This window comes from Bradyrhizobium diazoefficiens (assembly GCF_016616235.1).
In the GTDB taxonomy this organism is placed as follows: Bacteria; Pseudomonadota; Alphaproteobacteria; order Rhizobiales; family Xanthobacteraceae; genus Bradyrhizobium; species Bradyrhizobium diazoefficiens_H.
The window spans coordinates 1,555,418-1,578,995 of the sequence record NZ_CP067100.1; the positions used below are offsets into that span (position 1 = coordinate 1,555,418).

20 protein-coding genes are annotated in these 23,578 nt (G+C 66.1%); 12 read left to right on the forward strand and 8 right to left on the reverse strand.

Translation table 11 applies throughout. The features are described from left to right. Positions 1 to 131: 131 nt before the first annotated feature. Entirely contained in the window at positions 132 to 2,003 is a 1,872-nt protein-coding gene (locus tag JJB99_RS07415; RefSeq protein ID WP_200498154.1) for a sigma-54-dependent Fis family transcriptional regulator, read from the forward strand. A gap of 205 nt (positions 2,004 to 2,208) precedes the next feature. Here the strand turns inward: JJB99_RS07415 and JJB99_RS07420 are convergent, their stop codons facing one another. Together JJB99_RS07420 and JJB99_RS07425 are read right to left on the reverse strand one after the other, a co-directional pair. Further along, complete coding sequence (locus JJB99_RS07420) at positions 2,209 to 2,778, reverse strand: flavin reductase family protein (protein WP_200498155.1); 570 nt, start codon at positions 2,776 to 2,778, stop codon at positions 2,209 to 2,211. Between the two features lie 57 nt (positions 2,779 to 2,835). Further along, the gene (locus JJB99_RS07425) at positions 2,836 to 3,933 is read right to left on the reverse strand and encodes an LLM class flavin-dependent oxidoreductase (protein WP_200498156.1); all 1,098 of its coding nucleotides are present in this window, start codon (positions 3,931 to 3,933) and stop codon (positions 2,836 to 2,838) included. A 220-nt stretch (positions 3,934 to 4,153) separates the two neighbouring features. Between JJB99_RS07425 and JJB99_RS07430 the strand changes: the two genes are divergently transcribed. The 3 genes from JJB99_RS07430 to poxB all read left to right on the forward strand — a co-directional run bounded on the left by JJB99_RS07430 (position 4,154) and on the right by poxB (position 7,531). Beyond that, a complete protein-coding gene (locus JJB99_RS07430; RefSeq protein ID WP_200498157.1) occupies positions 4,154 to 5,068 on the forward strand; it encodes a 2-dehydro-3-deoxygalactonokinase in 915 nt (304 codons plus the stop codon). A gap of 13 nt (positions 5,069 to 5,081) precedes the next feature. Beyond that, the gene (locus JJB99_RS07435) at positions 5,082 to 5,714 is read left to right on the forward strand and encodes a 2-dehydro-3-deoxy-6-phosphogalactonate aldolase (protein ID WP_200498158.1); all 633 of its coding nucleotides are present in this window, start codon (positions 5,082 to 5,084) and stop codon (positions 5,712 to 5,714) included. An 80-nt stretch (positions 5,715 to 5,794) separates the two neighbouring features. Continuing rightward, positions 5,795 to 7,531, forward strand: coding sequence for a ubiquinone-dependent pyruvate dehydrogenase (gene poxB / locus JJB99_RS07440; RefSeq protein WP_200498159.1), 1,737 nt, complete (start codon positions 5,795 to 5,797; stop codon positions 7,529 to 7,531). Here poxB and JJB99_RS07445 read toward each other — a convergent pair. Continuing rightward, positions 7,528 to 7,893 carry a hypothetical protein gene (locus JJB99_RS07445; protein WP_200498160.1) on the reverse strand — a complete coding sequence of 122 codons (366 nt, stop codon included), beginning with the start codon at positions 7,891 to 7,893 and terminating at the stop codon, positions 7,528 to 7,530. The genes poxB and JJB99_RS07445 overlap by 4 nt on opposite strands. Positions 7,894 to 7,961: 68 nt before the next feature. After that, positions 7,962 to 8,870 (reverse strand): PaaI family thioesterase, encoded by a 909-nt coding sequence (locus tag JJB99_RS07450; RefSeq protein ID WP_200498161.1) that lies wholly within the window; start codon positions 8,868 to 8,870, stop codon positions 7,962 to 7,964. A 135-nt stretch (positions 8,871 to 9,005) separates the two neighbouring features. On the opposite strand from JJB99_RS07450, the gene JJB99_RS07455 reads away from it, so the two are divergent. Then, positions 9,006 to 9,323, forward strand: a complete 318-nt coding sequence (locus JJB99_RS07455; protein ID WP_200498162.1) for a hypothetical protein — start codon at positions 9,006 to 9,008, stop codon at positions 9,321 to 9,323. A 40-nt stretch (positions 9,324 to 9,363) separates the two neighbouring features. Here the strand turns inward: JJB99_RS07455 and JJB99_RS07460 are convergent, their stop codons facing one another. Together JJB99_RS07460 and JJB99_RS07465 are read right to left on the reverse strand one after the other, a co-directional pair. After that, a complete protein-coding gene (locus JJB99_RS07460; RefSeq protein ID WP_200498163.1) occupies positions 9,364 to 10,833 on the reverse strand; it encodes an amidase in 1,470 nt (489 codons plus the stop codon). Between the two features lie 110 nt (positions 10,834 to 10,943). Next, complete coding sequence (locus JJB99_RS07465) at positions 10,944 to 12,044, reverse strand: ring-opening amidohydrolase (RefSeq protein ID WP_200498164.1); 1,101 nt, start codon at positions 12,042 to 12,044, stop codon at positions 10,944 to 10,946. A gap of 243 nt (positions 12,045 to 12,287) precedes the next feature. On the opposite strand from JJB99_RS07465, the gene JJB99_RS07470 reads away from it, so the two are divergent. The 4 genes from JJB99_RS07470 (at position 12,288) to JJB99_RS07485 (ending at position 17,367) form a co-directional block, all read left to right on the forward strand. After that, positions 12,288 to 14,618: a Tex family protein gene (locus JJB99_RS07470; protein ID WP_200498165.1), complete on the forward strand. Its 2,331-nt coding sequence runs from the start codon at positions 12,288 to 12,290 to the stop codon at positions 14,616 to 14,618. Between the two features lie 359 nt (positions 14,619 to 14,977). Further along, on the forward strand, positions 14,978 to 15,517 hold the full coding sequence (locus JJB99_RS07475; RefSeq protein WP_200498166.1) for a hypothetical protein: 540 nt from the start codon (positions 14,978 to 14,980) through the stop codon (positions 15,515 to 15,517). 100 nt (positions 15,518 to 15,617) lie between these two features. Further along, on the forward strand, positions 15,618 to 16,310 hold the full coding sequence (locus JJB99_RS07480; RefSeq protein WP_148755763.1) for a response regulator transcription factor: 693 nt from the start codon (positions 15,618 to 15,620) through the stop codon (positions 16,308 to 16,310). Beyond that, a complete protein-coding gene (locus JJB99_RS07485; RefSeq protein WP_200498167.1) occupies positions 16,297 to 17,367 on the forward strand; it encodes a sensor histidine kinase in 1,071 nt (356 codons plus the stop codon). Before JJB99_RS07480 ends, JJB99_RS07485 begins: the two co-directional genes overlap by 14 nt. Here the strand turns inward: JJB99_RS07485 and JJB99_RS07490 are convergent. Beyond that, positions 17,362 to 17,733 (reverse strand): response regulator transcription factor, encoded by a 372-nt coding sequence (locus tag JJB99_RS07490; protein ID WP_200498168.1) that lies wholly within the window; start codon positions 17,731 to 17,733, stop codon positions 17,362 to 17,364. The genes JJB99_RS07485 and JJB99_RS07490 overlap by 6 nt on opposite strands. After that, a complete protein-coding gene (locus JJB99_RS07495) occupies positions 17,730 to 18,596 on the reverse strand; it encodes a S1C family serine protease (RefSeq protein ID WP_200498169.1) in 867 nt (288 codons plus the stop codon). The genes JJB99_RS07490 and JJB99_RS07495 overlap by 4 nt, the downstream gene beginning before the upstream one ends. A gap of 214 nt (positions 18,597 to 18,810) precedes the next feature. Here JJB99_RS07495 and JJB99_RS07500 point away from each other — a divergent pair, with 214 nt between their 5' ends. The 3 genes from JJB99_RS07500 to JJB99_RS07510 all read left to right on the forward strand — a co-directional run bounded on the left by JJB99_RS07500 (position 18,811) and on the right by JJB99_RS07510 (position 23,475). Continuing rightward, positions 18,811 to 19,686, forward strand: coding sequence for a dihydrodipicolinate synthase family protein (locus tag JJB99_RS07500; RefSeq protein WP_200498170.1), 876 nt, complete (start codon positions 18,811 to 18,813; stop codon positions 19,684 to 19,686). A 161-nt stretch (positions 19,687 to 19,847) separates the two neighbouring features. Continuing rightward, positions 19,848 to 20,933, forward strand: a complete 1,086-nt coding sequence (locus JJB99_RS07505; RefSeq protein ID WP_200498171.1) for a S1C family serine protease — start codon at positions 19,848 to 19,850, stop codon at positions 20,931 to 20,933. Between the two features lie 217 nt (positions 20,934 to 21,150). Beyond that, a complete protein-coding gene (locus tag JJB99_RS07510) occupies positions 21,151 to 23,475 on the forward strand; it encodes a xanthine dehydrogenase family protein molybdopterin-binding subunit (protein WP_200498172.1) in 2,325 nt (774 codons plus the stop codon). Positions 23,476 to 23,578 lie beyond the last annotated feature (103 nt).

Below are 23,578 nucleotides of genomic sequence, written 5' to 3' on the forward strand. Positions count from 1 at the left end.
CAGGTGCGCAATTGCGCACCATAGGTCGGCTCTTTGAGCCGCCCCGGAATGACGGCAAAACCGGTTCCCGATTGACATCCCCGCCCGTGCTGCCAGACTTTGCGCAATAATACAGGGTGGAGACGTCCGCGATGGCCAGTCTGTCGGCCTCCAACCATGTCGCCCGTGTTCTGTCCGTCGCCAATCAGGTTACTGACCGCTTGGCCGACGTCGACGCCTCCTCGCGCATCGCCAATTCCTGGCGGCGCTGCCTGATCAGCCACAAGCTCGATCCCGCCCGCCAAGGCCCGCCGCAGACGCTGACCGAGTCCGAGATCCGTCACGTCGCAGAACCCATGGAGGACACGATCAGGCTTCTCACGCCCGAGCTCGACGATCTCGCCCGCGTGCTGCGCGATGCCGGCTACTGCGTCAATCTGGCAGACGCGAACGCGACCATGCTGTTCAGCCGCCTGCCGGGCGAGGCCGACGCAAAGATGTTTCTGGATTGGAAGATCTACACCGGCTCCAACTTCGCCGAGGCGTTCGAGGGCACCAACGGCCTCGGCACCGCGCTGGCCGAAGAGAAGCCGATCCTGGTGCATCGCGACGAGCATTTTCGTGCGCAGTGGCACATGTTCTCCTGCGCGGTGGCGCCGCTGTTCGATCAGGCCGGCCGGCTCGCCGGCGCCATCAACATCACCTCCTGCCGCGAGGATCTGGCGCGGGCCGCGCATCAGCTTGCGCTCGCGGTGACGATGGAGGCGACGCGGCGGATGGAGGGCGCGATCTTCCGCGGCCGTTTCCGCAATGCCTGGATCGCGACCGTGCCGGGAGACGGCGGCAGCGGCCTCATCGCCTATGACGACGACCGCCGCATCGTCGGCGCCTGCCGCTCGGCGCGGGCGCTGCTGGGCCTCACCGATGGCCTGATCGCATCCGGCATCGATCTGTCGCGCTACATCAAATTCGACCATCACGCCGGGCGCAACGCCGACGAGCTCGTCGAGCTGCGCCGTGCCGATGGACGTGCACTGGGCCAGGGCCGTATCGCGCCGCCGCTGCACACGAGGTTGCCCACCCCGCGCCGCGACGCGCCCGCGGACCGTTTCGACGCGCTGCATAGGCTCGCCGGCCGCGATCCCGGCCTGGTCAAAAGCGTGAAGCGGCTCAGAAGCATCGGCGATCACAATTTGCCGGTGCTGCTGCATGGCGAGACTGGGGTCGGCAAGGACGTGTTCGCGCGCGCCATTCATGCTGCGAGCAGCCGCGCGCGCAACAATTACGTCGCGCTGAACTGTGCGGCGATGCCCGAGAGCCTGATCGACGCCGAGCTGTTCGGCTACGAGGCGGGCGCCTTCACCGGCGCGCGGCGTGAGGGCTCGAAGGGCCTGATCGTGCAGGCCGACGGCGGCACGTTGTTTCTGGACGAGATCGGCGACATGCCGATCGCGTTGCAGACGCGCCTGCTCCGCGTCCTGGAAAACCGCGAGGTCTGGCCGCTCGGCGCGCGGAGGCCCGTGCCGGTGGATATCCGCCTCATCAGCGCGACCCACCGTGATCTCGGCCGCATGACGGAGGCGGGCGCCTTCCGCGCCGACCTCTATTTCCGCCTGCGCGGCATGGAGGTACGGCTGCCGTCCTTACGCGATCGCGCCGATCGGGACGATATCATTCGCCAGGTCGCGCGCGAGGAGGCGCCGAACTGCCGCCTGTCGGACGAGGCCTGGGCGCTGCTCTCGGGCTATCCCTATCCCGGCAACATGCGCCAGCTCCGCCATGTGCTGCGGCTTGCCGGCTGCACGGCGGAGGATGGTGTCATCACGGACGCGGATCTTGATCTGCCGCCGTTCGGGGGAAGAGTGGAGCCGAACCTCGCAGCGGCTGAGCGTGCGGCGATCGTGGAGGCGCTCCGCAAGCACGGTGGTCGCGTGACGGAAGCAGCGCGTGCGCTGAAGCTGAGCCGCGCGACGCTGTATCGCAAGATCAAGCTGCTGAAGATCGAGACTGCGCAGCAGCGCTGAATCAACGCGGCGAGCGCTCTTTCCCTCTCCCCTTGTGGGGCCCCTTGTGGGAGAGGGTGGCTCGCCGCGAGAGCGGCGAGACGGGCGAGGGGTATCTCTCCCCGCGTAAATCTCTCACCTTTGAATTCGTGGAGAGAACCCCTCATCCGGCGCTTCGCGCCATCTTCTCCCACAAGGGGGGGAAGGGAAAAAAGCGAGCGTGCCCCTACGAAAAATCCGTCCAGCTCAAATGCCGCGAATCGAGGTCGCCGACTGAAACGGTCTCGCGGATCTCGTGTGGCGTGTGGAAGCTGCTGCGCAGATACACGAGTGGCGCGGCTCCGTCGGAATGCGAGACGCCACGCACCTCGCCGACGAAGATCGAATGCGTCTTGGTTTCGAACTCCCGCGCCAGCACGCAATCGAACGCGGCGACCGCATCATTCAGCACCGGCGCGCCGGTCACCCCTCGCGTCCATTGCCCGAACGCAAAACGGTCATCGCCGTTGACGCCCTTCTGGCCGCTGAAGGTCAACGCCAGCATGGCATGATCCTCGTGCAGGAAGTTGATCGCGAAGGCGCCTTCCTCGCGGATGCGCGCATGCGCGCTGGCATTGCGGTTGACGCAAACGATCAGCGAGGGTGGCGAATCCGACAGCGAGCAAGCCGAGGTCACCGTCAGCCCGGTGCGCTTGCCGTGCTCGGCGCCGACCGTGACCAGCGCCACGGCGCCGGCGCATTGACGCATCGCCTGCTTGAAGTCCTTTGCGTCGGGAGGATTGGCGTCGACCGTCACGCGGAAATCTCCGAAAGAGAAGCGGGTGCGACACGATTGCGCCGCACCCACTTGCGGTCAAGCCACCTTCTTCGCGGAGCCGAGATGCTTCAGGCGCGGCATCACCTCATTGGCGAGCAGCGAGAGCGAGTGGTGCCAGGCCTCGGCCTTGTGCTTGTAGTCAAAGCCGAACACCAGCAGCACGCCGAAGCCGCCGACCTCGTCGTAGATCTTCTCGATCTTGTCGGCGACGGTCGCGGGCGAGCCGACGATCCAGTTCCGCTTGGCGCAATATTCGACCGTGACGTCGCTGTCGGGGACGTCGGGCGCGTGCTTCAGATAGTCCTTGAAGCCGAAATGGCCGAGCAGCGGCAGGAAGTACTCGTGCATCATCCGGCCCATCATGTCGCCGGTCGAGAGCTTCCAGGCCTCCTCATCGGTGTCGGCGACGAAAACTTCACGCACCAGCCGCCAGTCCTGGCGGTTCGGCTTGCGACCGGTTTTCGCGGCGCCTGCCACCACCGAGTCCCAATGGCTGCCGACATAGGCCGGGTTGAGGTTGAGGCTCATCGGGATGAAGCCGCGCTCGCCCGCGAGCTTGAGCGTGTCCGAGTTTTTCGACAGCCCGGCAACGCCGATCGGCGGATGCGGCGCCTGCAGCGGCTTGATGTGGGGCTTGAGGAAATCGAACATCGTGTCCGGCTTGGTCACCGTCCAGAACTTGCCCTTGTAGGTGAAGGGCGCGGGATCGGACCAGAGCTTCAGGATGATCTCCAGCGCCTCGCGGGTCATGTCGCGGTTCTGGCCGCTCATGCCGTCGACGTTGAACATCGCCCAGTCACTCGGCAGTCCCGATGCTGCGACGCCGAAATTGAGCCGGCCCTCGGAAAGATGATCCAGCATCGCGACGCGGTTGGCGAGTTCGGCCGGGTGATGATAGGGCAGCAGGAATCCGCCCGGGCCGATGCGGATGTTCTTGGTCTGCATCAGGGCCTGCGCGATCAAAAGATCCGGCGTGGGATTGGGTTCCCAGGGTGCGGTGTGGTGCTCGCCGACCCAGGCCTCCTGATAGCCGAGCTCGTCGAGCCAGCGCATGACCTGCAGGTCCCAGTCGTTGCCTTCCTTCAAGCCGCACTCCGGCGGATGCGAAGGCATCGTGAAATAGCCGATCTCCATGGGTGTCCTCATCTGATGTTGACGCGTCTTGCTGCGCGGTTCACGGATGTGAGTGGGATGGCTTCAGCAAGCGGTGTGCCAGCGCGCCTTGCACGCCGGACCCGCGATAAAATGCTGGTTTGCGGCCGCAATAGCCGATATCCCGGGGCAGATTTGCGCAAGCGCCGTCTCATGGTCGCGAGACGGCGTCTTGCCGGTGAGACGAAGGATGTGCGCTACGATGACCGAACCCGCCTATGTCGCGGTGGACTGGGGCACCAGCAGTTTTCGCCTGTGGCTGGTCGACCACGCAGGCCATGTTCTGGCCGAGCGCCGTAGCGGCGAGGGCATGCTGGCGGCGGCGAAGGCCGGGTTCGCCGGCGTGCTGCAGTCGCATCTTGCCGCGGTCGAGGCACCGGATCATCTGCCCGTCCTGGTCTGCGGCATGGCCGGCGCAAAAACCGGCTGGGTCGAGGCGGGCTATGTCGACACGCCGGCGCCGCTCGCCGCCATCCTGAAGCAGGCCGTCCGCGTGCCGGATCAGGCGCGCGACATCCGCATCCTGCCGGGTATCGCGCAGCGCGACGTCAAGCGGCCGGATGTGATGCGCGGCGAGGAGACGCAATTGCTTGGCGCGCTCGGTCTCGACGCCGCCGGCGAAGCGCTGGTCTGCATGCCCGGCACGCATTCGAAATGGGTCCGCGCCAGGGGCGGCACCGTCGCGCATTTTTCCACCTTCATGACCGGCGAGCTGTTCAGCGTGGTCTCGCGCGAGACGATTCTGTCGCTCGCGATAGCCAATGCCGCTGACGCCGAGGATGTCCCAAGCTTCAAGGCGGCCGTGAAGGCCGCTTACGAAGCGCCGGCCTTTGCGGCCAACCTGCTGTTCACCGCGCGGTCGCGCCAGTTGCTGTTCGGCGGCACGCCGGCCGCGGCGCGCGAAACGTTGTCGGGCACGTTGATCGGCGCCGAGCTGGCGGCGGGGCTCTCCGGCAGCGTGCCGCAGGCCGGCATCACGCTGATTGCTTCGGGTCGGCTCGCAGCGCTGTATCGCCGCGCCTTCGATGCGCTGTCGGTGACCGTGCAGCCGGTCGATGCGGATGAAGCGGTCCGCCGCGGCCTGTCGATGGCGGCTGCGGCGATTTGGACCAAGTAGAAGGATTCTTGAGATGAGCGTTCCTTTTCCGTCGATGCAGCGGCCGCTGGTCGCGATCCTGCGCGGCATCAAGCCCGAGGAGACCGAGGCTATCGTCGGCGTGCTGATCGAGGCCGGCATGACCGCGATCGAGATTCCCTTGAACTCGCCGGATCCGTTCCGCTCGATCGGCATGGCCGTGAAGCAGGCGCCGGCCGGCGTATTGATCGGCGCCGGCACGGTGCTCACCGCGCAGGATGTCGATCGTCTCAACGACGCCGGCGGCAGACTGATGGTCTCGCCGAATGTCGACACCGACGTGCTGGCGCGGGCGCATCAGCACGGCATGGTGACGCTTCCCGGCGTGTTCTCGCCGACCGAGGCGCTGCTCGCGGCGCGCTCCGGCGCCTCGGGCCTGAAATTCTTTCCGGCCAGCGTGCTAGGTGCGTCTGGCATTGCCGCGATCCGCGCGGTGCTCCCCGCGGGCGTGACGATCGCCGCGGTTGGCGGCGTCTCCGATCAGAATTTTGCGGAGTACATCAAGGGCGGCGCGACGGCGTTCGGGCTCGGCTCTAGCCTCTACAAGCCCGGCATGTCGGCTGCCGATGTCGCCGCGCGCGCAAAGGCGACGATTTCGGCCTATGATCGGGCGATTGCGCAAGACTGAACCGGCAATAAACCAGCCGTGATGCCGTCACGGTCGGTTTGTATCCTATCTTGCTGTACTGGCGAGATCAGGAGACCGACATGGCGATCAACAATGTGGCCGATCTGTTCGTGGCAACGCTCGAGCAGGCCGGCGTCAAGCGCATCTACGGCATCGTCGGTGACAGCCTGAACGCGCTCACCGAGGCGCTGCGCCGCCGCGGCACCATCGAATGGATTCACGTCCGGCATGAGGAGGTCGCGGCGTTCGCCGCTGCGGGCGAAGCCGAGATGACGGGAAGCCTCGCGGTCTGCGCGGGCTCCTGCGGCCCGGGCAATCTTCACCTGATTAACGGCCTGTTCGATGCCCATCGCAGCCGCGTCCCCGTGCTGGCGATCGCGGCGCAGATTCCGACCGCCGAGATCGGCGGCGGCTATTTCCAGGAAACCCACCCGCAAAATCTCTTTCGTGAGTGCAGCCATTATTGCGAGCTGGTCTCGGATTCGAGCCAGCTGCCCTTCGTGATCGAGAACGCGATCCGCGCAGCGGTGGGCCTGCGCGGCGTCGCTGTCGTCGCCATGCCGGGCGACGTCGCCTTCCGCGCTCCGCCCAAGCGCGCGCTGTCGACCACGCGCGGCCTTGCGCTGTCGCCGCCGAAGGTCGTGCCGCAGGCGGATGAGCTGAAGGCACTGGCGGATCTCCTCAACGGCGCCGAGCGCGTCACCCTCTTCTGCGGCCGCGGCTGCGCCGGTGCGCACGCGTCGCTGATGCAGCTCGCAGAAGCGCTGAAGAGCCCGATCGTGCACGCGCTCGGCGGCAAGGAGCATGTTGAATACGACAACCCCTACGACGTCGGCATGACCGGCTTCATCGGCTTCTCCTCGGGCTATGCCGCCATGCACGCCTGCGATGCACTGGTGATGCTCGGGACAGACTTCCCCTACAAGCAATTCTTCCCGACCGACGCGAAGGTCGCGCAGATCGACATCCGTCCGGAAAATCTGGGACGGCGGTGCAGGATCGATCTCGGCCTCGTCGGCGACGTCAAAGTCACCATCGAGGCGTTGCTGCCGCTGCTCAAGATCAAGACGCAGCGCCGGCATCTCGACGACGCGGTCGCGCATTACAAGAGGGCGCGCGAAGGCCTCGACTCGCTCGCCAAGGGCACGCCCGGAGCTAAGCCGATCCATCCGCAATATCTGGCAAAAGTCATCAGCGACCATGCCTCTGACGACGCCGTGTTCACCGCCGATGTCGGCACGCCCACGGTGTGGGCCGCGCGCTATCTCGACATGAACGGCCGTCGCCGGCTGATCGGCTCGTTCGTGCATGGCTCGATGGCCAATGCGATGCCGCAGGCGATCGGCGCGCAGGCCGCGCAGCCCGGCCGCCAGGTGATCTCGCTCTCCGGCGACGGCGGCTTCACCATGCTGATGGGCGACCTCATCACGCTGACGCAGATGAAGCTGCCGGTGAAGGTGGTGGTGTTCAACAACGGCGTGCTCGGCTTCGTCGCGCTGGAGATGAAGGCCGCCGGCTTCGTCGATACCAATGTCGATCTGGAGAATCCCGACTTCGCGGCGATGGCGCGCGCGATGGGCATCTTTGCCAAGCGCGTCGAGGATCCCGGCGAGCTGCCCGGCGCCATGAAGGAGATGCTGGCCCACAACGGCCCGGCGCTGCTCGACGTCGTCACGGCCAAGCAGGAGCTGTCGATGCCGCCGACCATCACGGCCGAGCAGGTCAAGGGCTTCAGCCTCTGGGTGCTGCGCGCGGTGATGAACGGCCGCGGGGACGAGGTGCTCGACCTCGCGAAGACGAACTTGTTGCCGCGCTAACTGCGTTTGGCGGACGGTACGGGCAGCCGTTCATGGCGGCGCTGGAAGCGCTGCCAGTGCAGCACGATGCCGATGATGAGCGCCGGGACGAAGCCCGCTACGATCAGGAAATGCGGCAGCTGCGCCGGCGAGATGAATGCCATGGCGATGTCGGAGATCAGCCACAGCGCGGCGAACATCACCGCAAAGTCCGTGCGCGGGCAGCGCAGATAATAGAACACGGCGGTGATGATCACGGCGGGTCCGATCGCGATTCCGATCATCACCGCCGTGAGCTCCGACGGCGTCAGCGCGTCGAGCACCATCGCTGCCAGCAGCCAGAGCGCGGCGAACATGGCGACGATGTCGAGCGGATGCCGCAATCCAATACCTCTCGCAGGGAGCGCGCTATCGTTGTGGCCCGGCCCGCTGCCGTCAAGCGAAAATACGCCTATTCCTCGTCACTTCCGGGCGTCGGCCGCAGCATGAAATGGCCGAAAGCGGTGGCGATCGGCTTGTCCGCATCGCCCTGCCAGGCCCGTGCCTCGAACGCCACGATGCGCCGGCCCTGCTTCACGATCGAGACATTGGCAATGCTGTCGAGCGCGCGGCCGGAACGCAAGTAATTGACGGTGAGCCCGATCGGCTTGGGCAGCGCGGCGATGCCAAGCTCGCGCCGCACGCCGAAAATCGCGGTGGTCTCGAGGAAGGCGCCGGTCATGCCGCCATGGATCGCGGGCAGGATCGGGTTGCCGACGATCTTTGGCGAGAACGGCATCGTCAGCGTGCCGTCGTCGTTGACGCGAATGCCGAGGCAGCGCGCAAACGGGCTGCTCGCGAACGGGCCGCCCGGATCGTCCGGCGCCTCCAGCGCCGGGATATGGCGCGAATCCATCCGGCCGTCGGCGAGCATATTGGTGCGGTTGGCGCCGATCATGAAGCAGGCGGTCGCGGTCGCGACCGGATCGTCCTCGGAGTCCTGATAAGCGGTGGAGCGCACGAAGGCGATCGAGCGCGTGGTGCGGAAGCAGACCGAATGCGCCTTGATGTCGAGACCGGGTGTGGCCGGCTTCTGGTAGTCGATGCGCAAGTCCAGGGTTGCGATCGCGCGGGTGCCGTCGAGCGCAAGTTGCACGGCCATGCCGCAGCTCTCGTCCAGCATCGCGGTGACGACGCCGCCATGCAGCACGCCGGTCTCGGTGTCCCCGACGAAGACGGGCCGGTAGGGCAAGCTGGACCAGGCCTCACCCGGCGCGAAGCGGTCGAGCTGGAGCCCGCTGATATGGCCATAATCGGAGCGGCGGCCCCTAATCGCCTCGGCGAGTTCCTCGAATGGGAGCGTGGGAGATAGAGTGGACATGGCGACGTTCTAGACCAGTGTCGGGCGCGGTGCAAAACCCGAACTGGCCGCCGGACGGCGGTTGGGCCTCGACAGGGCGGTCGGAAGCAACGATGGTGGATGCTTCGTTCGTTCGAGCAGCCGCAAGGAGCGCCCATGACCGACCCCGAAACGCCCGCCAATCAGGGGCCCGTCACGATTTCGAGCTCGAGCTCGGAACGCGCGCCGATCATCTATTTCGACGGTGCCTCCTGCTTCGGCCATCACAATGGCGCGATCCAGATCGAGCTTGCCGCGAACCTATTGATGCCGGTCGGCGCCGCGGTCAGGGTCGACGTGGTTCAGACCGCGCACTTGCGTTGCAGCGTGGCCGCCGCGCTTGCCCTGCGCGAAGCGCTCGACAAGGCGCTGGCGATGTATCAACAGGGACGGCAGCAGCCGGTGGCGGAGGAGATTCCGGCGGTGAAGAATTGAGGCGGGAAGCGCGATCGCGTATCACCGCGATCGCAGCCTCTCAGCCCACATGCACCTTCGGCTTCCTGCCGCCGTTCCATTTGCCGTCGAGCGCGCGCTCAATCTGGGCGGCGAGCTGGAGCAGGAGGCCGTCATTGGCCTGTTTCGCGATCGCCTGGATGCCGAGCGGCAGGCCGTGCTCTTGCGTTGCCATCGGCATCGAGATTGCCGGTATGCCGCAGAGATTGGCAAGCGGGGTGAACGCGAAGAAACGCCAGAGATTGCCGAACCAGTCGAGCACATCGGGATTGTCGGAGATGGTGAGATATTCCCTGGTGCCGACCTTCGGCGTCGGCAGCGCGGTGATCGGCGTCAGGATGACATCCCACTGCTCGAAGAACGCGCCGAAGCCGCGCGAGGTGGTGTTGAACACCCCCTGCATCTTCGCGCGCTCGGCAAAGCTCGTGTGCCGGCCCTTCTCCCAGATCCGGATATTCATCGGCTCAATCAGATCTTCCGGCGGCTTTTCCAGCCCGCGCGCGGCGAGCATGTTGGAGATCACCACGGCAAAGTTCGAGATGTAGCAAGTGGTCTGCGCCGCGAACGCGGCGCGGAAGTCGAGCTCGGGCAGCGCGAAGTCGACGTGATGGCCGAGGCCTTCGAGGAAACGGCCGGCCTTGTCCAGCTCGGCCGCGATCTCCGGCGTTGCGCTGTAGTCGCCCCATGTGTGCGATAGCGCGATGCGCAGCTTTGACGGATCGCGCTTGATCATCTCGGAGTATGGCTGCGCCGTGGTCCAGAATGGCATGAACTCGCCGGGCGCGGGCCCGCGGGCGTGATCGACGAAGGCGGCGGTGTCGCGCACGCTGCGCGACTGGCAGCCCTGGATCGAGACGAGGCCGGTGAGGTCCGACATGTGCGGCGCCAGCGAGAACACGCCGCGCGACACTTTCAGGCCGATATTGCCGTTGACGCCGGCGGGAATGCGGATCGAGCCGCCGCCGTCGGTCGCATGTGCGATCGGCACCACGCCGGCCGCAACCATTGCGGCGCTGCCCGCCGACGAGCCGCAGGTGGTGTAGTCGGTATTCCAGGGGTTGCGCGTGACATAGACCGCGGGATTGTCGGCCGAAGAGCACACGCCGAATTCCGGCGTCGTCGTGCGGCCGATCAGGTTCAATCCCGCCTGGCGAAACTTACCGGTGAGGAACGTGTCGGCCGCGGCGCGATTGCCGCGCATCAGCAGCGAGCCCATCTCCTGCAGCCGGTCCTTCATGGTCGGCCCGAGATCCTTCATCAGGAACGGCAGGCCGGCGAAGGGACCTGCGAGATTGGCGCCGTCCTTGGCGGGATCGGCGATCACGTCATCGAACAGCTCGACCACGCCTGATAGGGTCGGATTGACCTTGGCGACCGCCGCTGCGGCCTGACGTGCCAGTTCCTTCGCCGTCAGCTCGCCCTTGCGCACGCGCGCCGCAAGGCCAACGCCATCGTGCTGCGCCCATTCGTTCCAGCTCATCGGCAAAGTCATGAATTCAAATCCCTTGAGGTGCCGCGTCACCCTTTTCGCAAGGGCCGGCGTGAATCAACCGAGCCGGCGCGAAGGGCAGGGTTGCGCCGGGCGGAGAGGTCGTGGCGTGCTTAGGACAGGCGCGCGATCACCGCAACCGGGCCGCCGCCCGCTGGCCCCTGATGCTCGGCGCCGCCGGAGACGTAGACCGCCCCGGTGCCGGCAAGACCGGCGATCAGGCCGCCGACCGCCGCGCGGGCGTGGCGGGTCGAGCTGATGTCGGTGTCCTCCAGCATGGTGTGCCGGAAGCCGCGTATAGTGCCGTCAGGCGAGGCCTCGGCCTTGGCGAAGATATTGACGAGCTCGCGGCCTGGCTGCGGCGTGGCGCCAAGTCCAACGCCCTTCAATGCCGACATCACCGCCGTGGCATCGATGGCATCGTCCATCACGGCATGCCCGATCTCGAACTCGCTCGCGGAAGATGCCGAGTTGCCGAACACGATGACGACATTGTGCAACAGCTCGATGCCCGATGAGGTCGAAGCGACGTTCGAGAACAGATCGTAGCGCCGCAGCACGTCCTCGTCGCGAACGTCAGGCGCGATCTCGCCGAGCGCGACCGCGACCCCAAGTGCGGAGGCGCCGCGCGAATAGGCCATCGAGCTGTAGGAGCCTATCGTTGCCGTCTTGTTGCCGCGCGCGTTTGCCGTCTCGATCCGATCGCTGGTGAGCAACGGGCATTTGATCTGCACGAAATGGATATCGGCGGGGTCGGTGATGCCGGCATCCGCCATCGCGGCGGTCACGGCGGCGGCCGTCTCCGTGATCTGCGCGGAGCGGCCGATCTCTTCGGGCAGGAAATCGCGCGTATGCGCGATGCCGATCCTCAACCGCTTGCCGGACATGCCAGCGGGCCGCTCGGCCTCGCTGCGCGTAAATACCGTCAGATGCGGGGTGAGTACGCCTTCGGTGCCGCCGGACATCACGAAAGCGATGCGCTGTTCGACCGCTTGTGAGGACAAACCGAGCTTCGGCGCCAGGGCCGTGCATAGCGCGGCGACGGCGTACTCCCGGGTAAAATCGTTGACGCCGCCATTGCCCTCGGTCTTGCCGAGAATGGCGAGGATGGATGTGGGATCGATCGCGCCGGAGTCGATCATGGCCATCAGGCCGGCGACGTCGCCGGGGCCCCTGGTGGCGATCTTGAAGACGCCGACCGCTGTTGTCCGCATGATAGTCCTCGTGTGGAGTTCGGTGGTCCGGCAGATCCACCAGCCGTGGAACGGCGGCTTCTGTCAAGCCGCAAGCGGTGCGCTGGCCTCCGCAAAATTGTGGCGAGATCGCATCGGTCGGGCAAAAAAATCCTCTGTCGACGGTTGCGCGGCGCACCTTGATGAATCAACCTCGGTTGGTCCATAAGCGGCGTCCCGCGGCCGGGTTTCGGTTCGCGTCGCGTGCTTGGAGGGAATTCTCGCGTGGCAAATATCAACCAGAAAATTGCGCAGGAGCTCGGGGTTCGGGCCGAGCAGGTCGAGGCGGCGGTGACGCTGCTCGACGGCGGCGCCACGGTTCCCTTCATCGCCCGCTACCGCAAGGAAGCGACCGGTGCGCTCGACGACGCGCAATTGCGCACGCTGGAGGAGCGCCTGGTTTACCTGCGCGAGCTCGAAGACCGCCGCAAGGCGATCCTCGAATCGGTGCGCGAGCAGGGCAAGCTCGATGCCGCGCTCGAAGCCTCCATTCTCGCCGCCGACAGCAAAGCGCGCCTCGAAGACATCTATCTGCCGTTCAAGCCGAAGCGCCGCACCAAGGCGGAAATCGCCAAGGAAGCCGGCCTCGAGCCGCTCGCCAATCAGCTGCTGGCCGAGCCTGGCAACGATCCGAAGGCCGTGGCGGAAGGCTTCGTCAATGCCGAGAAGGGCGTTGCGGATGCTGCTGCCGCGCTCGACGGCGCGCGCGCCATCCTGGTCGAGCGTTTCGACGAGGACGCCGACCTGATCGGTTCGCTGCGCGAGGACATGTGGACCAATGCCCGCATGGCCTCGAAAGTGCGCGACGGCAAGAAGACCGAGGGCGAGAAATTCGCCGACTATTTTGACTTCTCCGAGCCGTTGACGAAGCTGCCTTCGCATCGCATTCTCGCGATGTTCCGCGGCGAGAAGGAAGAGATCCTCGATCTCCAGATCCAGGCCGAGGAAGCGCCGCCCGCCGGCGTGCCGGGCGCGTACGAGCTAAAGATCATGAAGCGGTTCGGCATCGCCGACCTCAAGCGTCCCGGCGACCGCTGGCTGATCGACACGGTGCGCTGGGCCTGGCGCACCAAGATCCAGGTGCATCTCAACATCGATTTGCGCATGCGGCTGTGGAACGCGGCCGAGACCGAAGCCGTGCGCGTGTTCGCCTCCAACCTGCGCGACCTGCTGCTGGCCGCGCCGGCGGGCACCCGCGTTACCATGGGGCTCGATCCAGGCTATCGCACCGGCGTCAAGGTCGCCGTCGTCGATGCGACCGGCAAGGTGGTCGACACCACCGCGATCTATCCGCACGAGCCGCAGCGGCAGTGGAACGAGTCGCTTGCGATCCTCGGCAAGCTGGCATTGAAGCATCGCGTCGAGCTGATCGCGATCGGCAACGGCACCGCCTCGCGCGAGACCGACAAGCTCGCGACCGAGCTGGTCAAGGGTCTCGCTGAACTGAAGATGAGCAAGATCGTGGTGTCGGAAGCCGGCGCGTCGGTCTATTCGGCCTCGGCCTTCGCCTCGGAGGAATTGCCCGGCCTCGACGTCACCCTGCGCGGCGCGGTCTCGATTGCGCGGCGGCTGCAGGATCCGCTCGCCGAACTCGTCAAGATCGAGCCGAAGGCGATCGGCGTCGGCCAGTATCAACACGATCTCGGCCAGGCCAAGCTCGCCAAATCGCTCGATGCCGTGGTCGAGGATTGCGTGAACGCAGTTGGCGTCGACGTCAATACCGCTTCGGCGCCGCTGCTTGCGCGGGTATCGGGCGTCGGCTCGGGTCTTGCCCAGAGCATCGTCGCGCATCGCGACGCCAACGGCCCGTTCAAGTCGCGCAAGGCGCTCAAGGACGTGCCGCGGCTCGGGCCGAAGGCGTTCGAGCAGTGCGCGGGCTTCCTGCGCATCCTCGGCGGCGAGGATCCGCTCGATGCCTCCGGCGTGCATCCGGAAGCCTATCCGGTGGTGCGGCGCATTCTCGCGGCGACCAAGAGCGACATCAAGGCGCTGATCGGCAGCAGTGAGATCGTGCGCACCTTGAAGCCGAAGGATTTCGTCGACGAGACGTTTGGTCTGCCGACCGTCACCGACATCCTGCGCGAGTTGGAGAAGCCCGGCCGCGACCCGCGTCCGGCGTTCAAGGCCGCCGTGTTCAAGGAAGGCGTCGAGGAGATCAAGCATCTTCAGAAGGGCATGATCCTCGAAGGCACGGTGACCAATGTCGCCGCATTCGGCGCCTTCGTCGACATCGGCGTGCACCAGGACGGTCTCGTGCACATCTCGGCGATGTCAAGGAACTACATCAAGGATCCGCGCGAGGTGGTGAAGCCCGGCGACATCGTCAAGGTCAAGGTGCTGGACTTCGAGGTGGCCCGCAAGCGCATCTCGCTGACGCTGCGCCTCGACGACGAGGTCGGCGTCAAGAAGGACGCGCCCGGCATGCAGCGCGACAACACGCGCAATACCAACCGCATGACGTCGTCGGCACCGCGCAAGCAGGAATCCTCCGGCGGCGGCGCCCTCGCCGAAGCCCTGCGCCGCGCAGCCGAGAAGAACGGCGGCAAGCGGGTGTGACTTTCTTACCTCTCCCCGCCCTTTGCGGGGAGAGGTCGGATCGCGTTAGCGATGCGGGTGAGGGGCAGGGCACTATGCTGCCGAGATGGAGATCCATCGGACTCCGATCTGATCGCGCGTCGAAAACTTCGTCACCAATCGCATCGCATGCTCGGATGCAGCCCCTCACCCCACCCTCTCAGCGCGAGCGAAGCTCGTCGCGGCCCCGTAAGAACAGGGAGAGGGAGCGATAGGGCGTGCATCCCTAACTTCCGCGTTAGAATCTGGCGCGTTTGTAAGTTGAAGCTGCCTGTCCCTTCCTCTCATCTGAACCTCCTGGCGCGGCAGAAATATCACCGCGCAGCACGGAGGATGCTTCGATGGACAACAGGTTTCTCAAAGGTGTCACGGCGGTGACGCTTGCCGCGATGATGGCGCTCGCCTCACCTGTGCTAGCCCGTGGCGGATTCGGTGGCGGCGGTGGCGGCTTCGGCGGTGGTGGCCATGGCGGCTTCGGTGGTGGCGGGCATTTCGGTGGCGGCGGAATGCATGCGGGCGGCTTCGGCGGCGGCATGCGCGCCGGCGGCTTCGGTGGCATGCATGTCGGCGGGATGGGCGGCGCGCGCTTCGCCCATGTCGGCGGACCTGGCTTCCGCGGACCTGGCTTCGGCGGAGCTGGTTTCGGCAGAGCTGGCTTTGGCGGACCACGCTTCGCGCATGCGGCGATCGGACCGCGTTTTGCCGGCGCCGGCAGGCCGTTCATCGGCCGCCATGCCTTCTTCTTCCGCCATCATCGCTTCCACCGCTTCGCCTTCTTCGGCGCGCCGTTCATCTATGCCAGCTACTATGACGGCTGCTGGCGCAGGAGCTGGACGCCTTATGGCTGGCAATGGATCAATGTGTGCGGAGACTATTGGTAGTCGCATCGCCGTACCGCACCATTGTCGCGATCGTCACCGGGCGGTTCCGCTCAGCCCCGGAACGGGATAGTCTGGTGGCGATCGTCGCGTGGAGCTTGTCATGACCGGAGGTCACCGTCGCATCCTGGTCGTCGAGGACGATCCGGAAACCGCAGGCCAACTCGTCGAGGAGCTGACGACCTCTGGCTATGACGTCGATCTCGCCGCCACGGGACGTGAAGCGCTGAGCCATGGCGTGGCGCGCGACTATGCCGTGATCACCATCGACCGCATGCTGCCCGACATCGACGGTATCGCCGTGATGCGGCAGATGCGCGACGACGGCGTTGCTGCCCCTTTCCTGATCATCTCCGCGCTCGGCGAGGTTGATGACCGCGTGCGGGGCCTCCGCGCCGGCGGCGACGATTACCTCGTCAAACCGTTCTCCTTCGTCGAACTGCTCGCGCGCCTCGAGGCGCTTGGGCGCCGCAGCGAGACCATAGCCAAGGAAACCATTCTGCGGGTCGGCGATCTCGCCGTCGATCTGATCGCGCGCAATGCCAGCCGCCGTGGCCGCAAAATTCCACTGCTGCCGCGCGAATTTCAGCTGCTCGAATATCTGGTCCGCAACGAAGGTCGCGTCGTCTCCCGCGCGATGCTGCTCCAGCACGTCTGGGACCTGCATTTCGATCCTTCCACCAACATCATCGACGTCTATGTCGGGCGCGTCCGCCGCAAGGTCGACGATGCCCAGGCCTATCCATTGATCCACACCATCCGCGGCATTGGATATTGCCTCCGTGCTCCTGGCTAAGACGCTTCGCTCCTCGACCTTCCGCCAAGCGCTGATCGCGATCGCGATCTTCGGCCTGATCGTCGCGGCGATCATGGCCTATGTCTATTTCGGCACGCTCGCTTACGTGCGAAGCCGGATCGGTGACGTCGGCGATCACGATGGCTTCACCGCGATAATCGAGCTTGCGATGATTGCGGTCGCCGTGCTGCTCCTGGTGCTGGCGACCCTCGCCGCGGTGCTGGTGACGCGGCGCACGGTCGGCCGAATCGAGGAGATCAACGCCACCAGCCGCGCCATCATGCTGTCCGGCCTCGACCGCCGCATCCCCTTGCGCGGCAGCCATGACGAATGGGACCGCGTGGCCGAAAATCTCAATTTGATGCTCGATCGCATCGAGACGCTGATGGGCGAGGTCAAGCAGGTCAGCGACAACGTCGCCCACGATCTGCGCACGCCGCTGACGCGGATGCGCGGCCGGCTGGAAAAGGCCTATCACGCTCCGCGCGACAGCGAGGCCGATGCGGCGTTGATAGGCGACACCATCGCCGATCTCGATGCCGTGCTCGGCATGTTCGCCTCCATCACGCGGATCTCGGAGATTGAGACCCGCGCTCGCAAGGGCGCCTTCCGCACGCTAAACCTTGCCGAGATCGCCAGCGAGGTGGTCGAGCTCTACGACGCCGCCGCCGAGCAGGTCGCGACCCGGATCAGCATCAGTGGCGACCGCGAAGTCTCCGTGACGGGCGACCGCGACCTGCTGTTCGACGCCATCGCCAATCTTGTCGACAACGCGATCAAGCACGGCCGTGCAGGCGGACAGGTCACCGTGACCTGCGGCAGCGCCGATGGCGGCGCTGCCATCGCGATTGCGGATGATGGTCCGGGCATCCCCGCCGAGCAGCGCGATCACGTCTTCAAGCGCTTCTACCGGCTCGAGCAGAGCCGCTACACGCCGGGAAACGGCCTGGGCCTCAGCCTCGTCGCGGCGGTCGCGCGCCTCCATGGCGCTGAGATAACCTTGCACGACAATGCGCCGGGCCTCACGGTCCGGCTCAGCTTCCCGGCGACGTCATAGCTCGATCACGCCGCGGCGTGCGGCATGCGCGACGGCATCGGTGCGGCCGGTGGCGTCCAGCTTGTCGAGCAGGGAGCCGACATGAAACTTCACCGTGTGCACGGAGATGCTGAGTCGGCGCGCGATCATCTTGTTGGAGGCACCCTCGGCCATCAGCGCCAGCACGTCGAGCTCGCGCTGCGTCAGCGCGATATCGTCGGGCATGCGGCGCGGATCGCGCGCGACGATCGTCGCGGCGGCCTGCTCGCCCGGTCCGGCGAGGCGAAGCCCCGCGACACTGCCGAGCAATGTCGCGATGCGATCGGCGAGTGTGGGATCGTCAATCTCCAGCGACAGCACGATCTCGGACGTCTTGTCCTCGCTCACGCCTCCGGCCTCTCGCCGATCGTGACCTTGAAGCTGGCTGGCTCGCCACCGCGGCGCACCGCGACATCGACGACCGTGCCGACGCTCGCAGGTCCCAATGCCCGTGACAGCGCGCGTACGCCGGAGAGTTTCTGGTCGTTCACCGCCACGATCACGTCGCCCTGGCGGATGCCGGCCGCAGCCGAGGGACCGGCCTTGTCGACATTCATCACCATCGCGCCGACGCCGTCGTCGAGACGCACCGGCTGGAGTCCGAGCCCGAGATAGCCGCGCGCGATGCGGCCGCGTACCTCGAGCTGCGCCGCGACGCGCTCAATCGTCGCCGTCGGGATCACCAGCACGCGCCGCGGTCCGAGCACGGCCATGCCGAACGCCTCGCCCGATGCATCGAGCGCAAGCCCGCCCTCCTGGCTATCGCGCAGGCGAAGGTCGAGCTCGATTCGCGAATCGATGTCGCCGCCGCGCAAGGAGCGCCAGCTCTTGCCCGAGGCCGACACCATCCCGAGCGCCGCGCTCGGTGTGTCGCGGTCGGCAGCGACGACGACCGACAGGGTACCGAGGGCGGGCACCGTCGCGCCCAGCTTGACCGGGGCGATGGTGGCATCAGCGCGCAGCAGCGCGACATCGGTGGTGTGGTCGCGGCCGGCGATCGTGGCGGCCGCGGTGCTGCCGTCGGGCAGTCCGATCTGAACCGCGCCCTCATCGGCCAGCGCCTCGTCGGCGGTGACGATCAGGCCGGGCTTCCAGACGAAGCCCGTCGACCGGGAGCGATGCGAATGCACGGAGACGATGGACGGCGCAGTGCGCGCCACGATGTCTGCGAGCGCGGACGAGAGTGAGGACAGAGGACTTGGGTCGGTCATGCAAGGCTCCTATAAGCTCAAGGCTCCTGTAAGCTGTCCACAATCTGGGACGTCGCCGGGATTTGCGAAACTGGCCGAGTGGCCAGGACTTCGCGTTTCCCCCCAGGACCACGGCTGGAGACGGTCGCCCCGGCGCGTGCAGCTGCTTAGGGTTTGATCGCCGCCGTGGGCATTGGTAAGACCGGTCTAGCCAGTTTTCGGGGGCCCTCCTGACATGACCGACTTCCACGGCGTCTTCCCTTATCTCGTCTCGCCCGTCGATGCCGACGGCACGGTGCGAACCGAAGTTCTCGGAAAGCTCTGCGACGACCTGATCGGCGCCGGCGTGCACGGGCTGACGCCGCTAGGCTCGACCGGCGAGTTCGCCTATCTCAATGTCGCGCAGCGCACGGCGGTCGTGCAGACGACCATCGAGGCCGCAAAGGGCCGCGTGCCGGTCGTGGCCGGCGTCGCCTCGACCTCGACCGCAGATGCGGTGTCGCAGGCGAAAGCCTATCAGAAGCTCGGCGCGAACGGCATCCTGGCGATCCTGGAAGCTTATTTCCCACTCGCCGACGTCCAGGTCGAATCCTACTTCCGCAGCATCGCGGATGCGGTGGACATTCCCGTCGTGATCTACACCAATCCGCAATTCCAGCGCTCCGATCTCACGCTGGATGTCATCGCGCGCCTCGCCGAGCATCCGCGCATCGACTACCTGAAGGACGCCTCGACCAACACTGGCCGGCTGCTCTCGATCATGAACCGCTGCGGCGATGGCTTGCGGGTGTTCTCGGCCTCCGCCCACATCCCGGCGGCGGTGATGCTGATCGGCGGCCTGGGCTGGATGGCGGGCCCGGCCTGCATCATCCCGCGCCAGAGCGTTGTGCTGTACGATCTCTGCAAGGCCGGCCGCTGGAACGAGGCCATCGCGCTCCAGCGCCGGCTGTGGCGCATCAACGAAGCCTTCGCCCGCTTCAATCTCGCCGCCTGCATCAAGGCCGGCCTTTCGATCCAGGGCTACGACGTCGGCGACCCCGTCCCGCCGCAGGCGGCGCTGACGGCCGAGCAGCGGAGCATCGTGGAAGCTGCGTTGCTGCACCTCGCGTAGAGGCGGCAATATGTCCGCACCCCAGCGTGCAGCAAAAACCGCCTTTATCTGCCCGGCCAAGAAACTTCCACAGCTTTGCGGCGTTGCAGCGTGAGCGAGACCTGTCACGCCATGCATGTGCAATCCCAAGCTCGTTTCCAGTACACGAGATCTGATCGCCGATGAATCGTCGCTATGGAATTGCCGGGGCGGCCGTGGCCGCCGTGCTGCTGGCCGTGACCGCGGCCAAGATCCAGCACATGCCATGGGGGACGCCTGCCGCGCGCGCCGTCGAGCAGCGCGGCCCTCTGTCTGACGCGGAAAAGGCGACCATCGACATCTTCGAGCGCGTGTCGCCCTCGGTCGTCCAGGTTGTGGCAAAGTCGGCGGCTAATCCCCTGTTGGGAGAGGAAGGCCAGGGCGAGGCCTCCGGCACCGGATTCGTCTGGGATCGCGACGGCCACCTCGTGACGAACAATCACGTGGTGGCCAATGGCAGCGAGATCGCGGTGCGCTTTGCGTCGGGAGAGGTAGCCCGGGTCGATCTCGTGGGCACCGCCCCTAATTACGATCTTGCGGTGCTGCGGATACGGAGCGTACGCGAGCTCCCACCGCCGGTGGCTCTCGGCAGCTCGAACGACCTGAAGGTCGGGCAATCCGCCTTCGCGATCGGCAATCCCTTCGGCCTCGACCAGTCGATGACGAGCGGCATCATCAGCGCTCTCAAGCGCAGGCTTCCGACCCAGGGCGGCCGGGAGATTGCCAATGTGATTCAGACCGATGCCGCGATCAATCCGGGCAATTCGGGCGGGCCGCTGCTCGATTCCGCCGGTCGGCTGATCGGCGTCACGACGGCGATCATATCCCCATCGGGTTCGAACGCCGGCATTGGCTTCGCGGTCCCCGTCGACATCGTGAACCGGATCGTTCCCGAACTCATTCGCAACGGCCGTGTGCCGACGCCCGGAATCGGGATCGTCGCCGCCAGCGAGGACGTGTCGACGCGGATGGGCGTCGATGGGGTGATCGTGGTCCGCACCGCGCCCGGAAGTCCTGCCGAGCGAGCAGGCATTCGCGGCGTCAACATGACGACCGCGGCGGTCGGAGACATCATCACTGCCGTCGAGGGCAAGCCGGTGCGGCGGCTCTCGGACCTGACCGATGCGCTCGAGCAGGCTGGCGCGGGCCATGCCGTTCGGCTCACCGTCAAACGCGGCTCGGACACGCGTGATGTAAATGTCGGCATCGTCGACATCGACAGGTCCTAAAGCGCGATGAGATTGGGACGAATCGTCGTCGCGCTTTAGGTTGTTGTTTGAGCATGATCTTATCGGAAAACCGCTACACACTTTTCCGGATCATGCTCTGGCTTCCGGCCCGCGCGGTCGGCGAGCGCATTGCAGATGTGCGGGGCCTTGGTTGTCTCGTTCGTAAAATCCGGTAAAACCCCGCGGTCGTTTTTCCGGATTTCGAGGACCCAGCGGAATGAACATTCTTCCCGGCAATTTGCGTTTTGGAGCGGGCCAGCCCGTCAAGCGTTTGGAAGATCAGAGGCTGCTCACCGGGAAGGGGCAGTTCATCGACGACAAGCCGGAGGACGGCGCGCTGTGGCTGCACGTGCTGCGCTCGCCGCATGCGCATGCGAAGATCGTCTCGATCGACACCAGCGCCGCGGCCGAGATGCCGGGCGTTGTCGCGATCTACACTGGCGCCGACCTCGTCAAGGACGACATCGGCACCATTCCGACCCTGAGCATCTTCAAGCGCCCAGACGGCAAGCCGATGACGGTACCGCCGCGCCGCCTGCTCGCTTATGAGGTCGTGCGCTATGCCGGCGAAGCCGTGGTCGCCGTGGTCGCCTCGTCGCGCTCCGAGGCGCAGAGCGCGGCCGAAGCGATCGTGGTCGAATACGACGTGCAGCCTGCGGTGGTCGATCCGGTCGAAGCCGTAAAGCCCGGCGCGCCCGTGGTGTGGCCGGAGGCGCCCGACAACATCGTCGGCGCAATGAGCTATGGCGATGCCGCCAAGGTGGACGAGGCGTTCGCCAGGGCCGCGCATACCATCGAGCTCGATCTCGTCAGCCAGCGGCTGGTGCCATCGGCGATGGAGCCGCGCTCGACCATTGCCGAGATCGACAAGAAGACCGGCCGCCTCCTCCTGCATGTGCAGTCGCAGACCCCGGCCTCGACCCGCGACGTGCTGGCCGAAGCCGTGCTCAAGCGTCCCAAGGACAGCGTCCGCGTGCTGGTCGGCGACATTGGCGGCGGCTTCGGCCAGAAGACCAATGTTTATCCAGAGGACGGCATCGTCGCCTTTGCTGCGACCAAGCTGAACAGGAAGATCCGCTGGCGCGGCGACCGCACCGACGAATTCGTCGGCGGCACCCACGGCCGCGATCTGACCTCGACCGCGTCCTTCGCGCTTGACGAGAACGGCAAGGTGCTGGCTTATCGCGTCAAGTCGATCGGCTGCACCGGCGCCTATTCGTCGGGCGCGGCCAACATCATCCCGCTGGTGCTCGGGCCATTCGTGCAGACCGGCGTCTACGACCTGCCGCTGGTGCATTTCGAGGTGAAGTCGGTGATGACCCACACCGCGCCGGTCGGCGCCTATCGCGGCGCCGGTCGTCCCGAAGCGGTGTTCATCGTCGAGCGCCTGTTCGACGCCGCCGCGCGAAAAATCGGCATGGATCCGCGCGCGATCCGGAAAGCCAACTACATCAAGCCGGCGCAACTGCCATACACGAATGCGGCCGGCCAGGTCTACGATTCCGGCGCCTTCGCCCATATGCTCGACCGCGCCGTGAAGCTCGCCGACTGGGACGGCTTTGCCGCGCGCAAGAAGGCCGCGAAGAAGAAGGGCCTGCTCTACGGCCGCGGGCTCGCCTCCTACATCGAATGGACCGGCGGCCGCGCCCACACCGAGAAGGTCAGCCTGCATGCGACCTCGCAGGGCCGCGTCGTGCTGCATTCCGGCACCATGGCGATGGGGCAGGGGCTGCAGACCACCTACACCCAGATGATCTCCGACACGCTCGGCATCCCCATGGACAAGATCGACGTCGTGCAGGGCGATACTGATCTTGCCATGGGTTTCGGCAGCGTCGGCTCGCGCTCACTGTTCGTCGGCGGCACGGCAGTCGCGGTCTCCTCCAACGATCTGATCCAGAAGGCGCGCGAGAAGGCCGCGAACGTGCTGGAGACCTCGGTCGAGGACATCGAGTATCAGGGCGGTATGCTCACGGTGGTCGGCACCGACCGCCGCATCAGCCTGTTCGATCTCGCCGAGAAGGAGAGCGGTGCCAAGCTCAGCGTCGATTCCGAAGGCGAAGTGGATGGTCCGAGCTGGCCGAACGGCACGCATATCTGCGAGGTCGAGATCGACCCCGAGACCGGTGTCTCCAAGGTCGTGCGCTACACCACCGTCGACGACGTCGGCGTTGCCGTGAACCCGATGCTGGTGACGGGGCAGATCCATGGCGGCGTCGCCCAGGGCATCGGCCAGGCGCTATATGAAGGCGTCTCCTACGATGCCGACGGCCAGCTCCTCACCGCAAGCTACCAGGACTACTGCATCCCGCGCGCCGACGACGTGCCGCCGATCGTGGTGACGCTGGACGATTCCGCGCCGTGCCGCACCAACCCGCTCGGCGCAAAAGGCTGCGGCGAATCCGGCGCCATCGGCGGCCCGCCCTGCGTCACCAACGGCGTGATGGACGCGCTCGCCGAGCTCGGCATCACCCAGCTGAATACGCCCCTGACGCCGCAGAAGATCTGGCAGGCAATCCGGGACGCGAAGGCGGCGAGTTGAGCGCGGCGCGTTGTTGCGCTGGTCGTCACGACATACTCAACTGTCGTCCCGGGGCGCGCAGGGCGCGAACCCGGGATCCATAACCACAGCGTGGAGTTTGGCG

Bases quoted from the DNA above. Each gene is read 5' to 3' on its own strand.
- JJB99_RS07415 (WP_200498154.1), top strand. From the start codon at position 132: ATGGCCAGTCTGTCGGCCTCCAACCATGTCGCCCGTGTTCTGTCCGTC.
- JJB99_RS07425 (WP_200498156.1), bottom strand. From the start codon at position 3,933: ATGGAGATCGGCTATTTCACGATGCCTTCGCATCCGCCGGAGTGCGGC.
- JJB99_RS07430 (WP_200498157.1), top strand. From the start codon at position 4,154: ATGACCGAACCCGCCTATGTCGCGGTGGACTGGGGCACCAGCAGTTTT.
- JJB99_RS07435 (WP_200498158.1), top strand. From the start codon at position 5,082: ATGAGCGTTCCTTTTCCGTCGATGCAGCGGCCGCTGGTCGCGATCCTG.
- poxB (WP_200498159.1), top strand. From the start codon at position 5,795: ATGGCGATCAACAATGTGGCCGATCTGTTCGTGGCAACGCTCGAGCAG.
- JJB99_RS07450 (WP_200498161.1), bottom strand. From the start codon at position 8,870: ATGTCCACTCTATCTCCCACGCTCCCATTCGAGGAACTCGCCGAGGCG.
- JJB99_RS07455 (WP_200498162.1), top strand. From the start codon at position 9,006: ATGACCGACCCCGAAACGCCCGCCAATCAGGGGCCCGTCACGATTTCG.
- JJB99_RS07460 (WP_200498163.1), bottom strand. From the start codon at position 10,833: ATGACTTTGCCGATGAGCTGGAACGAATGGGCGCAGCACGATGGCGTT.
- JJB99_RS07465 (WP_200498164.1), bottom strand. From the start codon at position 12,044: ATGCGGACAACAGCGGTCGGCGTCTTCAAGATCGCCACCAGGGGCCCC.
- JJB99_RS07475 (WP_200498166.1), top strand. From the start codon at position 14,978: ATGGACAACAGGTTTCTCAAAGGTGTCACGGCGGTGACGCTTGCCGCG.
- JJB99_RS07480 (WP_148755763.1), top strand. From the start codon at position 15,618: ATGACCGGAGGTCACCGTCGCATCCTGGTCGTCGAGGACGATCCGGAA.
- JJB99_RS07495 (WP_200498169.1), bottom strand. From the start codon at position 18,596: ATGACCGACCCAAGTCCTCTGTCCTCACTCTCGTCCGCGCTCGCAGAC.
- JJB99_RS07500 (WP_200498170.1), top strand. From the start codon at position 18,811: ATGACCGACTTCCACGGCGTCTTCCCTTATCTCGTCTCGCCCGTCGAT.
- JJB99_RS07505 (WP_200498171.1), top strand. From the start codon at position 19,848: ATGAATCGTCGCTATGGAATTGCCGGGGCGGCCGTGGCCGCCGTGCTG.
- JJB99_RS07510 (WP_200498172.1), top strand. From the start codon at position 21,151: ATGAACATTCTTCCCGGCAATTTGCGTTTTGGAGCGGGCCAGCCCGTC.